Source organism: Pelomonas lactea, assembly GCF_043555885.1.
Taxonomy (GTDB): Bacteria; Pseudomonadota; Gammaproteobacteria; order Burkholderiales; family Burkholderiaceae_C; genus Pelomonas; species Pelomonas lactea.
Map to the genome: position 1 here is coordinate 434,538 of NZ_JBIGHX010000002.1, position 13,821 is coordinate 448,358.

General features: G+C 73.3%; 11 protein-coding genes and 1 pseudogene. 8 read left to right on the forward strand and 4 right to left on the reverse strand.

Annotated elements, in window-relative coordinates; translation table 11 throughout:
- Positions 1-2 precede the first annotated feature (2 nt).
- The 3 genes from ACG04Q_RS06325 to ACG04Q_RS06335 all read right to left on the reverse strand — a co-directional run bounded on the left by ACG04Q_RS06325 (position 3) and on the right by ACG04Q_RS06335 (position 2,818).
- Entirely contained in the window at positions 3-1,604 is a 1,602-nt protein-coding gene (locus ACG04Q_RS06325) for a methyl-accepting chemotaxis protein (RefSeq protein ID WP_394510044.1), read from the reverse strand.
- A gap of 112 nt (positions 1,605-1,716) precedes the next feature.
- The gene (gene xth, locus ACG04Q_RS06330) at positions 1,717-2,487 is read right to left on the reverse strand and encodes an exodeoxyribonuclease III (protein ID WP_394510045.1); all 771 of its coding nucleotides are present in this window, start codon (positions 2,485-2,487) and stop codon (positions 1,717-1,719) included.
- Between the two features lie 10 nt (positions 2,488-2,497).
- Positions 2,498-2,818, reverse strand: a complete 321-nt coding sequence (locus ACG04Q_RS06335; protein WP_394510046.1) for a LysR substrate-binding domain-containing protein — start codon at positions 2,816-2,818, stop codon at positions 2,498-2,500.
- Between ACG04Q_RS06335 and ACG04Q_RS06340 the strand changes: the two are divergent.
- Positions 2,768-3,094, forward strand: a pseudogene (locus tag ACG04Q_RS06340) (zinc-binding dehydrogenase); the annotation flags it as partial. The gene ACG04Q_RS06335 and the pseudogene ACG04Q_RS06340 sit on opposite strands and share 51 nt — an antisense overlap.
- Before the next feature lie 10 nt (positions 3,095-3,104).
- Here ACG04Q_RS06340 and ACG04Q_RS06345 read toward each other — a convergent pair.
- Positions 3,105-4,526, reverse strand: coding sequence for a dihydrolipoyl dehydrogenase (locus ACG04Q_RS06345; protein WP_394510048.1), 1,422 nt, complete (start codon positions 4,524-4,526; stop codon positions 3,105-3,107).
- Positions 4,527-4,736: 210 nt separating this feature from the next.
- Here ACG04Q_RS06345 and ACG04Q_RS06350 point away from each other — a divergent pair, with 210 nt between their 5' ends.
- The 7 genes from ACG04Q_RS06350 to ACG04Q_RS06380 all read left to right on the forward strand — a co-directional run bounded on the left by ACG04Q_RS06350 (position 4,737) and on the right by ACG04Q_RS06380 (position 13,820).
- Positions 4,737-6,458 (forward strand): peptidase domain-containing ABC transporter, encoded by a 1,722-nt coding sequence (locus tag ACG04Q_RS06350; protein WP_394510049.1) that lies wholly within the window; start codon positions 4,737-4,739, stop codon positions 6,456-6,458.
- A gap of 12 nt (positions 6,459-6,470) precedes the next feature.
- Positions 6,471-7,868 carry a TolC family protein gene (locus tag ACG04Q_RS06355; protein WP_394510050.1) on the forward strand — a complete coding sequence of 466 codons (1,398 nt, stop codon included), beginning with the start codon at positions 6,471-6,473 and terminating at the stop codon, positions 7,866-7,868.
- 6 nt (positions 7,869-7,874) lie between these two features.
- Complete coding sequence (locus ACG04Q_RS06360) at positions 7,875-8,534, forward strand: hypothetical protein (RefSeq protein ID WP_394510052.1); 660 nt, start codon at positions 7,875-7,877, stop codon at positions 8,532-8,534.
- Complete coding sequence (locus tag ACG04Q_RS06365) at positions 8,531-9,871, forward strand: HlyD family type I secretion periplasmic adaptor subunit (RefSeq protein ID WP_394510054.1); 1,341 nt, start codon at positions 8,531-8,533, stop codon at positions 9,869-9,871. The genes ACG04Q_RS06360 and ACG04Q_RS06365 overlap by 4 nt, the downstream gene beginning before the upstream one ends.
- A 171-nt stretch (positions 9,872-10,042) precedes the next feature.
- A complete protein-coding gene (locus ACG04Q_RS06370; protein WP_394510055.1) occupies positions 10,043-11,386 on the forward strand; it encodes a hypothetical protein in 1,344 nt (447 codons plus the stop codon).
- Positions 11,383-12,216, forward strand: a complete 834-nt coding sequence (locus tag ACG04Q_RS06375) for an HDOD domain-containing protein (RefSeq protein ID WP_394510056.1) — start codon at positions 11,383-11,385, stop codon at positions 12,214-12,216. Before ACG04Q_RS06370 ends, ACG04Q_RS06375 begins: the two co-directional genes overlap by 4 nt.
- Positions 12,213-13,820: an EAL domain-containing protein gene (locus ACG04Q_RS06380; RefSeq protein WP_394510057.1), complete on the forward strand. Its 1,608-nt coding sequence runs from the start codon at positions 12,213-12,215 to the stop codon at positions 13,818-13,820. The genes ACG04Q_RS06375 and ACG04Q_RS06380 overlap by 4 nt, the downstream gene beginning before the upstream one ends.
- Position 13,821 lies beyond the last annotated feature (1 nt).

Consider the following 13,821-nt stretch of genomic DNA (forward strand, 5'->3'; position numbering starts at 1 on the left):
CGTCAGGCCCGGCGCGCCGCGCGGCGCAATTCGACCGCATCGGGCAGCGAGCGCTCCTCGTTGGCCGCCAGTCGGAATACATGCAGCGCCGCAGCCACCTGCTCGGTGTCGTGCTGCATCTGCGCGGCCGCGCGGGCCAGTTGCTCCACCAGACCGGCGTTCTGCTGCGTGATGCCGTCCAGCGCATGCATGGCGCCGTTGACCTCGGAGACGCCCTGCAGCTGCGCGCGGGCACCGTCGTCGATGTGCGAGATCAGCCCCGTGAAGGCGCGCACCTGGGCCAGCGTGGCGTCGATGCTCTCGCGCGCCGTGCGGGTCTGCGCCTCGCCGTCGCGCACGCGGCGCGTGGAATCGTCGATCAGCGTCTTGATCTCGCGCGCCGCCGTGGAGCTGCGCAGCGCCAGCGCCCGCACCTCGCCGGCGACGACGGCAAAGCCCTTGCCATGCTCACCCGCCCGCGCCGCTTCCACGGCGGCGTTCAGCGCCAGCAGGTTGGTCTGGAAGGCGATGTTGTCGATGAGCTGCACGATCTCGCCGATGCGACCCGACGACGCGGCGATGCCGCCCATCGTGTCGGTCACCGAATGCACGACGCTGGCGCTGTTGCTGGACACCTCGTGCAGCTGGCCGGCCACGCCGCTGGCATTGCCGGCGTGCTCGCTGGTGTCGCGCACGGTGGCCGCGATCTGCTCGACGCTGGCCGCCGTCTGCTGCAGGCTCGCGGCCTGGCTCTCGGTGCGCTGGGCCAGGTCCTGGTTGCCCTGGGCGATCTCGTCGCTGACACGGCGGATGCGGTCGATCTCATGGCGGGTGTCGGTCACCATCGCGCACAGGTTGACGGACACCTGGGCCAGCGCCGACTCCAGCCGGCGCGTCAGCAGATGGCCGCTGGTGCGCAGCGTCGTCGACAGGTCGCCCGCGGCCAGTGCGTTGGCGAACCCCTCGGTCGCGCGCAGCATTCCGCGCAGCCTCGCGTGCTGTACGAAGGCCGTCACCCCCGCCGCAGCCAGCGCCACCGAGCCTGCGGCCCAGGAGCCCGCGGCGGCAAACGCCGTGACGCTGGCGGCAGCGGCCAGCAGCGGAGCCGGCATGCCGCCCAGCCAGGGCAGGCGCCGGCGCAGCCGCTGCACGCCGCCGGCCAAGCCCGGGCGCATCAGCCGGCCAGCGCTGAGGCGGTGTCGCAGCCGCCCGTCGGCCTTCTCGGCCCGCATCAGCGCGTACAGCGCCTCGGCCTGCTCGATCTGCGCCCGCGTGGGCTGGGTGCGCACCGACAGGTAGGCCACCGGCCGGCCGCCGTCCAGCAGCGGCGTCACGTTGGCGTACACCCAGTAATGGTCACCGTTCTTGCTGCGGTTCTTGACCACCCCCGACCAAGGCTGCCCGTCGGCGATGGTGGCCCACAGGTCGCGGAAGGCCTCCTCGGGCATGTCGGGGTGGCGCAGGATGTTGTGCGGCTGGCCCAGCAGCTCCTCCAGCGTGTAGCCGCTGAGGTCGACGAAGGCCGCGTTGGCGTGAAGGATGCGGCCCTTCAGGTCGGTCGTCGACACCAGCGCCCGGCCGGTGGGGAAGGGGATTTCTCGATGGGTGACGGCTTGGTGGCGCATGCGCAGGTCCTCTCTGGACTGCAGCATGCGGCGCGTCGCGGCCCGCCTGCTTGACCTGGCGCAAACCCTGAGAGCCGCCGCCCGCGCAGGCCGGCGGCGCGTGACGCAATGCTCAGATATCCAGCGTCACGATGACCGGTGCATGGTCGCTGGGGCGCTCGTTCTTGCGCGGCGCCTTGTCGATCTCGCAGGCCGTCACACGGCCCTTCAGCGCCTCGCTGACGAGGATGTGGTCGATGCGCAGGCCCTGGTTCTTGCGGAAGGCCAGGTTGCGGTAGTCCCACCAGCTCCAGCTCTTGGCCGGCTGCTCGAACAGCCGGAACGCGTCGGTCAGGCCCAGGCCCAGCAGTTGCTGGAAGTGCTCGCGCTCCTCGGGTGTGCAGTGGATCTGGCCGGCCCAGGCGACCGGGTCGTAGACGTCGCGGTCTTCCGGCGCGATGTTGAAGTCGCCCATCAGCACCAGCTGCTCGTGCGCCTTCAGCTCGTCGGCCAGCCAGGTGCGCAGCCCCGTCAGCCAGTTCATCTTGTAGGCGAACTTGTCGCTGCCCGGCGCCTGGCCGTTGGGGAAGTAGCCGCCGATGACGCGCACGCCACCCACCGTGCCGGCGATGACGCGGGCCTGCTCGTCGGCAAAGCCGGTGATGTTCTTGATGACGCCGTCGGCGCGCTCGCGGCTGATCAGCGCCACGCCGTTGTAGGTCTTCTGGCCGAACCACTGCACCTGCCAGCCGGCCTCGCCGATCTCCATCGTCGGGAACTTGTCGTCGGTGAGCTTGGTCTCCTGCAGCACCAGTGCGTCGACGGGGTGGGCGGCCAGCCAGTCCAGCACCTGCGGCAGCCGGATGGCGAGGGAATTGACGTTCCAGGTGGCGAACTTCTTCATCGCGGGGGTCTCAAGGCTGGGGATCGGCCGGCATTGTCACCGGCGCCAGCCGGCCCACGACGTGTTCGACCAGGCGCTGCAGCCGCCCCAGGCGGCGCGGGTCGCGGTGGTAGCCGAGGTAGACCTGCCGGCCGGGCGGCGCCTCGGGCGGCGTGGCCTTCACGAGGCCCGGGTGGGCGTCGCCCAGCGGGCAGGGCAGCACCGTCCAGCCCCGGCCGGCCGCGCACAGCGCCGCCTGCACCTGGCGGTTGTTGCTGCGCAGCGTGACAAGCCCGGCGACGGCGAGGTGCTGGAGGCGTCCTTCACGGCCGTGCGCCGCTACGGCGGCCATGTCGTCAGCATCCTGGGCTGGGGCACGCACAGCCTGGCGCCGCTGTTCTTCCGCGCAGCGACCTATTCGGGCGTGTTCACGCTGCTGCCGTTGCTCAGCGGCGAGGGCCGCGAAGCCCACGGCACCATCCTGCGCGAGGCCGCAGCGCTGGTGGAGGCTGGACTGCTGGCGCCACGGCTGGATGCGCGGCGCTTCGCCCTGGTCACCGCCGGCGACGCGCACGCCGTCGTCGCCGCCGGGCAGGGCCGGGGCAAGGTTGTCGTCGACGTGGGCTGAGTGCCGCGCGTCACCCGCCGACTTCGGCCTCGGTATCGCAGTCCAGGCAGTCCTCGATGGGCGGGTCGGGCAGGTGCTGGTCGTTGTGCAGCTGGCGCAGCGCCGTGCGCAGGCCTTCCTCGACGACCGGGTGATAGAACGGGTAGTTCAGCATCTGCTGCACCGTGTCGCCGCGCTGCACGCACCAGGCCAGCAGGTGACCGATGTGCTCGGCGGCGGGGCCGATCATCTCCGCGCCCAGCAGCCGGCCCGTGCCGCGCTGGGCGTAGACATGCAGGCCGCCACGGTTGACGCCCATGACGCGGCTGCGGCCCTGGTCGGCAAAGCTGACGCGGCCGGTGTCGAACGCCGTGCCGGCGGCGGTCAGCTCGGCATGGCTGGCGCCGGCCATCGCGATCTGCGGATCGCTGAAGACGACGGCCAGCGGCGCACGGCGCGGGCGGCGGTGCACGTCGGGGAAGCGCGCCGCGTTGTCGCCGGCGATGCGGCCGGCGTCGGCGGCCTCGTGCAGCAGCGGCCGGTCCTCGGTGGCGTCGCCGGCCACGAACAGCGGGCCCGCGCCCCACTGGCCGGTGTGGCGGTCGATGCGCGGCCGGCCCGCGGCGTCGCGTGGCAGGGCCAGGGCCTCCAGCCCCAGGCCGTCGAGGTTGGGCTCGCGGCCGCTGGCGCACAGCAGCAGGTCGAAGCGCTCGCCGCCCAGCAGCACCTGGTCTCCGTCCACCGCCGGCTGCAGGTCGCCCGCGTTGGCCGTCAGCGGCAGCGCCTCGGCAAACAGTTGCCGGCCCAGCGCCTGCAGCTCGGGGTCGGTCAGCGGGCTGATGCGCTCGCCGCGGGCGAACAGCCGCACGCGCACGCCCAGCCGGTGCAGCGCCAGCGCCAGCTCCAGCCCGATGACGCCGGCGCCGACGACGGCCACCGAGCGCGGCAGGTCGACCCAATCGAACACGTCGTCGTTGACGATGAGGCGATGGCCCAGCCGCTCGCGCCAGCCCGCCGGGAGGCGCGGGCGTGAGCCCGTTGCGACGACGACGGCGCGGGCCTCGATGCGCCGGCCGTCCACGTCCAGCGTGTTCGCGTCGACAAAGCTCGCCCGGCCGAACAGCCGCGTCGCCTCGGGCCAGCCTTCCACGGTGTCGGTGACGAAGCCGACGAAGCGGTCGCGCTCGCTGCGCACACGCTGCATGACGGCGCGGCCGTCGATGGCCGGTGCATCCGCCTGCACGCCGAAGCGGTGCGCCTCGCGCACGGCCTCGGCGGCGTCCGCTGCGGCGATCAGCAGCTTGCTGGGCATGCAGCCCACGCGGGCGCAGGTCGTGCCGTAGTGGGCGGCCTCGATGAGCAGCACGCGCTCGGTGTGGCGGCGCGCGGCGCGGTAGGCCGCCATGCCGGCCGTGCCGGCGCCGATGATGGCCACGTCGCAGGAATGGGTCATTTCAAGCTCGCAGGTCGATGACCGGGGCAGGATAGCCCCGCGCCGTCGCCGGCCTGAGTAACCGGGCATCTATGTGGTTTATGACTCGTTTTCCCTCCAATGTGCCCCCCTGGGGCATGGCTATCATGACCCGGCCCTCCTCACTTCCTTGCCTGCCCCCGCCCGTCTGGCCGTTTTTTGCCGGCGTGCGGCCCGAGTCGCTGCCGACGCATGCGTGAAGCCCTCCTGCTGTTCCTCCGCGCGAACCGTCGTCACCTGACCGATCTGGCGCTCGCCAGCCTGCTCGTCAACGCCTTCGTGCTGACGCTGCCGCTGTTCTCCATGCTCGTCTACGACAAGGCCGTGGGCAACGAGCTGCACGAGACGCTGTGGGCGCTGGCGCTGGGCATGGGGCTGCTGTTTGCGCTGGAGCTGGTGCTGCGGCTGTCGCGCGTGCTGCTGGTGGAGCATGCCGGCGCGCGCTGGGACATGCACCTGGACGAGCGCCTGCTGCGCGGCGTGCTGGCCACGCCGGCCTCCAGGCCGCTGCCGGTGGGCACGCTGATGTCGCGCTACCGCGAGCTGGCGGCCACGCGCGACGTGCTCTCCGCGCAGTTCCTGCTGCCGCTGGCGGATGTGCCATTCGCCGTGCTGTTCGCCATCGCGCTGGCCGTCGTCGCGGGGCCGCTGGTGCTGATCCCGCTGGGGACCGGGCTCGTGCTGCTGGGGGCCGGCGCCGTGTTGCAGGGCGCGGCGGCGCGCCGCTCGCAGGTGGCCAACAAGGCGTCGGCCACCAAGCTGTCGTGGCTGGTGGATGTGCTGATCGCGCGCGACAGCCTGATGTCCACCGCCGCGGCCCGCGTGGCCGAGCGCGGCCTGCGCGAACCGTCGGCCGTCGGTGCCCGGGCGGCGTCGCGGGCACGGGTGTGGCAGCAGGTCAGCCAGCAGCTGCTGCCGGTGGGCATGTCCGCCTGCACGGTGCTGACGCTGGTGGCCGGCGTCTACCGCATCGAGGCGCAGGCGCTCAGCGTCGGCGGGCTGATCTCAGCCACCATGCTGGGCGGGCGGCTGGTGAGTTCCATCTGCCTGTTCGCACCGGTGGTGGTGCGTTGGCGCGAGTTCATGCGCGCGCTGCGCGACATGGCGCAGACCGTGGCGCTGGATGCTGCCGTGCTGCCCGACCGCGATACCACCGGCCCGCTGGGCGCGGCCGCCGCCGAGGGCGTGCGGCTGGCCGGCGTGGGCTTTGCCTACCCCGACCGGGCGCCGGTGCTGGCCGACGTGACGGCCACGCTGCAGGCCGGCGAGCTGGTGGCCGTCGTCGGCAGCTCGGGCGCCGGCAAGTCCACGCTGCTGAAGCTGCTGGCCGGGCATGTGGTGCCCACGTCGGGCCAGTTCGCGCTGGGCGGCCGCGTCGTCGCCGACGACCTGACGCGCCGCTGGCTGGCCGGCACGGTGGCCTACAAGCCGCAGGAGCCGGGCTTCCTGGCCGGGCGGCTGCAGGACGTCGTCGCGCCCGGCGAGGACGGCGCCCGCGAGGCCGACCTGCTGCGTGCGCTGCGCGTGGCCGGCCTGGGCCCGCAGCTGGACCGCGGCGAGCTGGGCCTGAACACCGAGCTCGGCCCCAACGGCGCCGGTCTGTCGGGCGGCCAGCGGCAGATGCTGGCGCTGGCGCGCGTGCTGCACCAGCCTTCCGACCTGCTGCTGCTGGACGAGCCGACGCTGGGGCTGGACCGCCAGGCGCAGGAAGGCTTCATCGCCGCACTGCCGGGGTGGAAGGACGGCCGCTGCATCGTCGTCGCCACGCACAGCGCCGAGCTCATCCAGATCTGCGACCGCGTGCTGGTGCTGGAGCGCGGCCGGCTGGTGGCCGACGCGCCGCCGCAGCGGCTGCTGGCGCCCGGCGCCGTCACCCCGCGCACGCCCGCGCCGAACCGCACGACGTCCGCCTAAGGAATGCGACCCATGTCTTTCTCCCTGCGTCGCCTGAGCGGGCTGACCCTGCTCTGCATCGCACCCGCGCTGGCGCTGGCCCAGGCGGAGCCGCCGGCTCCGGCCGCGTCAGCCGCCTCGGCACCCGACGCGCCCAAGCCCCGCGTCGCCGTGCTGCAGCAGCTGCTGGGCATGCCGCCGGTGCTGCCGCTGGCCGGCAACGGCCCGGCGCTGACGCTGGCCGACGCACTGCAGCAGGCCTGGCAGAACAGCCCCGACGTGGCCGCCGCGCGCTACCGCGCGCTGAGCTTCGACTACACCCGCAAGGCCGCGCGCGGTGCACTGCTGCCCAAACTGGAGACGCGCTTCGCCGTCGGCCGCGGGCACCTCGAAACGCCCGACAGCCAGGCCAACCTGGGCCGCGCCGACCATTCCGCCGTGCTCAGCCAGGCGTTGGTGGACGAGGCGGCCCGCCACGAGTGGACGCGCCAGGAGCTGCTGGCCGCATCCGCCGAGGTGCAGCTGGCGGGCGTCGAGTCGCAGATGCTGCTGGACACCGGCAGCGCCTGGTTCGCGGTGCTGCAGCAGCGCGTGGGCGTGGAGCTGGGCCAGGGCTACGAGAAGGAGCTGGGCGAGCTGCTGCGCTACATCGGCGACCGCGTGGCCGCCGGCGGTGCCAGCCCGGCGGAGCGCGAGCGCATCGCGGCGCGCGTGGCCAACGTGCGCTCGGGCCTGGCCGACTCGCGTGCAGCGCTCGCGGCGGCGCTGCGCAACTTCCAGCGGCTGTCGTCCGTGACGCCGTTCGGCCTGGCGCTGGATGCGCCGCTGGACCTCTACCTGCCCGCCGACGCCGACGCGGCGATGGCCGAGGCCGGCGACGGCAACGCCGAGATCCTGGCGTCGCGGCTGGAACAGCAGGCCGCCGAGTCGGAGCGCAAGGGCGGCCGTTCGGCCTTCCTGCCGCGCCTGGCCGTGGAGCTGACGCATTCGCAGACGCGCAACGCCGCCGGCACCGAGGCCCAGCAGAAGGACAGCAAGGCCATGCTGGTGATGACCGTGCCGCTGCTCAACGGCGGTGCGGACTATTCCCGCATGAAGGCCTCCGAGGCGCACCGCAACGAGCTGCAGGCGCGCGGCGAGGCGGTGCGCCGCCGCGTCGTGCAGGACCTGGAGACCAGCTACGCCAACCTGCAGGCCGCGACCGAGCGCTTCACGTCGGTGCGCGACGAGCTGGAGGCCAACCGCAAGGTGGTGGACGCCTTCCGCGCCCAGCTGACCGGCGGCAACCGCCAACTGCTGGACGTGCTGGACGCCTACCAACGCCTGCACCAGAGCCGCCTCGACATCGTGCAGGTGGTGGTGGCTGCGGCGCAGAACGAGTGGCGCATTGCCCACCTGACCGGCGCGCTGCGCCAAGTGGTGGGACGGTAGTCGAGCATGGCAGGCGGCGGAAAAAGCAGCGGCGGGGACTTCTGGCCCGGTTTCGTCGATGCGCTGACCAACGTGGTCATCGCGATGGTGTTCGTCATCGTCGTGCTGGCCATCGCGCTGAGTTTCTCGGCGCAGATGCTGGCCAAGCGCATGGCGGCCAAGATCGCCGAGCAGGAGGCCGAGCTGGGCCGCGCCCGCCAGGTGGTGGTGGCGCCGGCGGCCGAGAAGGAGAAGCCGGGCGGCACGCCGCCGGTGGTCGACACGGCGGCGCCGCAGCGCACCCGCATCGCCGTGGCTGGCAACGAGGCCGCGCTGGCGGCCAGCGCGGCGGCAGCCAAGGTCAAGCCGGCCGAGCACTACCTGCAGCTGGACTTCGCGCCCGGCGCACTGACGGTGGACGAGAAGGCCGCCAAGGCGCTGGCCGAGGCGCTGGCGCCGCTGAAGGCGCGGCTGGCCGAGTCGCCCGCGCTGCGGCTGGAGGTGGTGGCGCTGGGCCCCGAGATCCACCTCAGCGAGAACCAGCGCGCCGCGTTCATCCGCGCGATGGCGGTGCGCAACGAACTCCTGGGGCAGGGCGTTGCGGGCGACCGCATCGTCACCCGCATCGACATGAAGGCCAGCGCGCCGGCACCGGCCGTGGCCGTGCGGCTGGGAGAGAAGCCATGACGGCGACGCCGACCACCGCGGCGCGCGACGTGCCCGTGGACCTGCTGCTGGGCTACTTCGACAACACGCTGGGCCAGACGCGCCGGCTGCGCCGCCCGCGCGCGCTGATCTACGCGGTGGCCGGCATCTGCGCCGCGCTGGCGCTGTGGACGGCGCTGGCACGGGTGGACCTCGTCGTGCACACGCAGGGCCGCATCGTGCCGTCGGGCAAGCAGCAGCTGGTGCAGCACCTGGAGGGCGGCATCCTGTCCAGGGTGTTCGTGCGCGAGGGCGATGTGGTGGCGGCCGGGCAGTCGCTGGTGGCCGTGTCGGACCTGCAGGCCAACTCGTCGCGGGCCGAGAAGGGCGCGCGGCTGGCCGGCATGGCGGCGCGCGTTGCGCGGCTGGATGCCGAGGCCAGCGGCGCCGCGCGCTTCCAGCCGCCGGCCGGCGTGGCCGCCGACGACCCGGCGGTGCGCGCCGAGGCCGAGGCGTTCGCCGCCCGCGCCGCCAAGCTGGCGCAGACCACCCGCGTGCTGGAGGAGCAGGCCACGCAGCGCCGCCAGGAGGCTGCCGAGGCCGGCGCGCGCGCCAAGGGCCTGCGCGCCGAGCTGGACGTGGCCCGCTCGCAGCTGGCGCTGGTGCAGAACATGGTGGCGCGCAACGCCGGCTCGCAGAGCGAGCTGCTGGACGCGCGCGGCCGCGTCGAGCGGCTGACGACGCAGATCGCCGAGACCGAGGCGTCCATGCCGCGCATCGCGGCCGCGGCGTCGGAGCTGTCGGCCCGTCAGGCCGAGGCCATCGCGCAGTTCCGCAGCGAGGCGCGCACGGCGCTCAGCGATGCGCGCGTGGAGCTGCGCCGGCTGGAGGAAGACATCAAGACCGAGAACGACCGCGTGCGCCGCACGGTGCTGACCGCGCCGGTGGCCGGCATCGTCAACAAGCTGGCCAGCAACACGGTGGGCGGCGTCGTGAAGCCCGGCGAGACGCTGCTGGAGCTGACCCCGCTGGACGAGGCGCTGGTGGTGGAGACGCGCGCATCGCCCGCCGAGCGCGGCACGCTGCGCGTGGGGCTGCCCACGCGCGTGAAGGTCGCCGCGTTCGACTACACGGCCTACGGCACGCTGGAGGCCAAGGTCAGCGAGATCAGCGCCGACAGCCTGCTGGACGAACGCGGCGAACGCTACTTCCGCGTCGTCGCGGCCGTGGACCCGGCCAGCGCCCGCCGCTTCGGCCAGCCGCTGGGCCCGGGCATGAGCGTCAGCGCCGACGTCGTGACCGGCCAGCGCACCGTGCTGCAGTACCTGCTATCGCCAATTCGTGGACTGGCCGACACGGCACTCCGCGATCGGAAATGATCATGAGCCCCTCGCCCAGTCTCGCCCTGCTGAACGCAGGCGCGCCCGGCCGGTCCCCCGAGGGGACGGCGATGTTCGCGGCATCGAACCGCGAACACATCGCCATCGCGGGCCGGCTTGGGGCGGCCCGGCGCTCGGCCCGAAGTGGAAATCCGAAGTGAGATCAACACCATGAGCAACACCCCCGCCGCCACGGTGACCGAGCCGCTGCGCCCGCGCGGCCCTCAGCCGCACGACCACGGCATGGGCCGCCGGCATGTGTTCTTCGTCGCGCTGCCGCTGCTGGCCATGCTGGCCGGCGCCGCGTCGATGTGGCACTTCGTGTCGTTCGCCATCCTGTCCAACCCCATCCTGAACGGCATCATCATTGCCGTGCTGTGCTGGGGCATGTGGACCATGGCGGGCCACCTCGTCGAGCTGTTCGGCGAGGACCGCGTGTTCCGCGCCGGCATGCGCTGGCTGCGCGACGGCGACGCCAGCGGCGAGCAGCACCCGCGCCTCGGGCCACCGGCCTTCGTGACCGGCATGCTGGACCGGCTGCAGAAGCTGGGCCTGGGCCACCAGGTCTACATCCACAGCTCCGCGATGGAGCCCGAGATCGAGGCGCTGGAGCAGTACCTGAACAAGCGCCAGGAGCTGAGCCAGTTCCTCGTCGGCCTGATGGTGGGCCTGGGCCTGCTGGGCACCTTCGTCGGCCTGCTGGAGACGCTGGTGGAGACGTCCAGCCTCATCGGCACCATTGCCAAGAGCGCCGGCGGCGGCGCCGACATGGAGGGCGAGTTCGCCAAGATCGTCGGCGGCCTGCAGAAGCCGCTGTCGGCCATGGGCACCGCGTTCTCGGCGTCGATGTTCGGCCTGGTGGGCTCCATCGTGCTGGGCTTCCAGATGGTGGCCGTGCGCAAGGCCGCGACGGACCTCATCGAGACCGTGCGCGGCGAGGTGCTGTCGCTGGCCGAGAAGAGCAGCGTCAACGAGAACGTCGAGATCAGCGAACGCTTCCTGGCCACGCTGCTGGCGGACATCCTGGAGCAGCACCGCGCGTCCAGCGCCGGCCTGGCCGACGTCGTCGCGCGGCTGGACCTGCTGGTGCCGCAGGTGGCGCAGATGGCCGGCGCATCGGCCGCGCTCAGCGAGCGCCTGGCCAGCCAGGAGGCGGTGCTGGAGCGCACGACGGCCACCGTGGGCGGCGTAGGCGACGTGGTGCCGGCGATGGCGCGGCTGGCGTCGGCGGCCGAGGGCATGCTGCAGGAGAGCGGCTCGTCCAACGAGCGCGTCGGCCGCATGCTGAACTTCCTGCCCGCGCAGGAGGCGCTGGTGGGCGATGTGCGCACCGCGCTGTCGCGCGTGGCGAGCCTGGAGCGCGAGATCGCGACGCTGACGTCGGCCAACCGCGAACTCAAGGACGAGGTGCTGCAGCAGGCCGCACTCGTCAAGCGCATGGATTCGACGCTGTGGAACCTGGAGAAGGACCAGCTGCGCGACGCGCTGAGCGACGACAAGGGGGGCCGCACATGACCGCTGTCATGGACCAGGTGCGGGCCGCGGCCGGCGGCCAGCTGCAGTTGCCGTCGGTGCCACGTGTCGTGCGCCGCCTCATCAGCCAGCTGCGCGACCCGGGCGCGTCCATCCTCGAACTGGTCGACGAGCTGGAGCAGGAGCCGCAGCTGGCCGCCCGCACGCTGCGCATCGCCAACTCGCCGTACTACTGCGGCCGGCGCAGCCTGGCGAGCCTGAAGGACGCCGTCGCCATCATCGGCACCGACACGCTGCGCACACTGGTCATCAGCGGCGGGCTGGAGGCGGTGTTCGTCGCCGTGCCGGGTGTCAACCTGCGCCAGTTCTGGCTGGACGCCACCGTCACTGCCAAGGCGGCGCGCAGCCTGGCACGGCTCGCCGGCGCCGACGGCGAGGCCGCCTTCCTGGCCGGCCTGCTGCACAACGTGGGCCACCTCATCCTGTGCCAGGCATTCGCGGCCACGCTGCCCGCGGCGCTGGCCGGCGTGCGCTCGGCGCGCGGGGCCGAACTTGCGGCGCTGGAGCGCAGCCTCTGTGGCATGGACCACGCCCGGGTCAGCGCGGCCTGGCTGGACGAGCTGGGCTTCCCGGCGTCCATCGTCGATGCCGTGGCCCAGCACCTGGACGAGCAGCCCGCGCCGGGCACGCTGGCGCCGGTGCTGGCGCTGGCCACGCAGGTGGCCGCGTCCATCGAGGCGGGTGACAACGCGCAGCGCGCGCTGCACAAGCTGGACGCGGGGCTGGTTGCGGCCGCTTCGCTGGTGGCCGACAGCCTGGACGAGCGCTTCGGCGCGCAGTACGAGCAGATCGCCGCCGGGGGTGACGCATGAGCCTGGGCAGCGCCACGCAGCGGGCCGCCGGCGTGGTGGCCGCGGGCTTCGCGCTGGCGGCGGTGGCCACGGCCACGCTGCTGCATGGCACGCTGACGCAGCAGCAGCTGGGCTGGCTGCTGGTCATCCACGCCGTGGCCGCGGGGGCCACACTGGCCGGCCTGTCGGTCGTGTCGCGCTGGTGGCGGCGCGGCGGCGAGCCGCTGATGGCGCAGCTGGACGCCGCCGGCCAGGGCCGCATTGCCGAGCGCGCGCAGGACGGCCCGGTCGAATGGGCCGCGATGTCCCGCACCATCAATGTGGCGCTGACGCGCATCAAGGCGCAGCTGGACGACCGCGACCAGCGGCTGGGCGAGCTGCATGCCGAGATCTCGGTGGACCCCGTCACCGGCCTGGCCGCCCGCGCGCAGTTCATGGACCGGCTCGCGGCGCTGCTGCATGACCCCGACACCGAGGCCACCGGCGGCCTGGTGCTGCTGCGCGTGGACGACCTCGCCGGCCTGAACCAGCGCGCCGGCCGTGAGCGCGCCGACGAGCTGCTCAAGCAGGTGGCCACGCTGATGCGCACCCGGGCGCTGCGGCTGGACGCCGCCGGCGGCACCGTCGCCCGGCTGAACGGCGCGGACTTCGCCGTACTGGTGCCGCGCGTCGCGCCCGACGCACTGGACGGCTGGACCCGCGAGCTCGCCGAGGCGCTGCACGGCCTCAAGCAGCGCGAGCTGACCGATCGGCCGCGCGTGGGCCTGCTGGCGGCCAGCGCCTTCCACGGCGGCGAGACGATAGCCGCCGTGATGTCGCGCGTGGACCGCGGCCTGCAGGCCGGCGAGGGTGGCGACGCGGCCTGGATGATGGTGCGCGCCACGCGCACGGGGCCCACGGTGTCGCTCGCACAGTGGCGCAGCCTCATCGACGAGGCGCTGCTGACCGGCCGCGTGTCGCTGGCACTGGCGCCCGTGCGGGCAGCTGACGGCGCCACGGCGCAGCTGCTGGCCGACGTGCAGCTGGAGAACGCGGACGGCCGCCGCTTCGGCGCCGAGGAGGTGCTGCCCGCGGCGCTGCGCACCGCGCGCATTGCCGACGTGGACCTGCGGCTGGCCGAGCTCGCGCTGGCCCGCATCGCCGGCCATGCCGAGGCCTACGAGAAGGTTGCCATCCGCGTGTCGCCACGCTCGGCCGAGCGGCCCACGTTCGTCACCCGCCTGGATGAGGCGCTGGCCGGCGTGGGCGCGCTGGCCAGCCGGCTATCGGTGGAATTCGACATCGACGGCGAGCGCCAGCTGCACAGCGTGCTGGGCCCGCTGACGGCCATGCTGCAACGCCACGGTGTGCGCATCGGCATCCGCCGCGTGACGGCGCCGCCCGAAGACCTCGCGCTGCTGCGCCGCCTGGGCGTGAACTACCTGCGGCTGGGCGCCAACCTGAGCTCGGGCCTGGCCGGCGACGCCAGTGCGGGCAAGCGCCGGCTGCTGCAACTGATGGCCGAGCTGGGCGCCTCGGAAAAATTGCGCGTGCTGGCCGCCGAGGCGGCCACGCCCGCGGACGCGCAGCTGCTGCGCAGCGTCGGCATCCCTTGCGCGGATGCGGTGCAGCCAATCACGGAGTAGT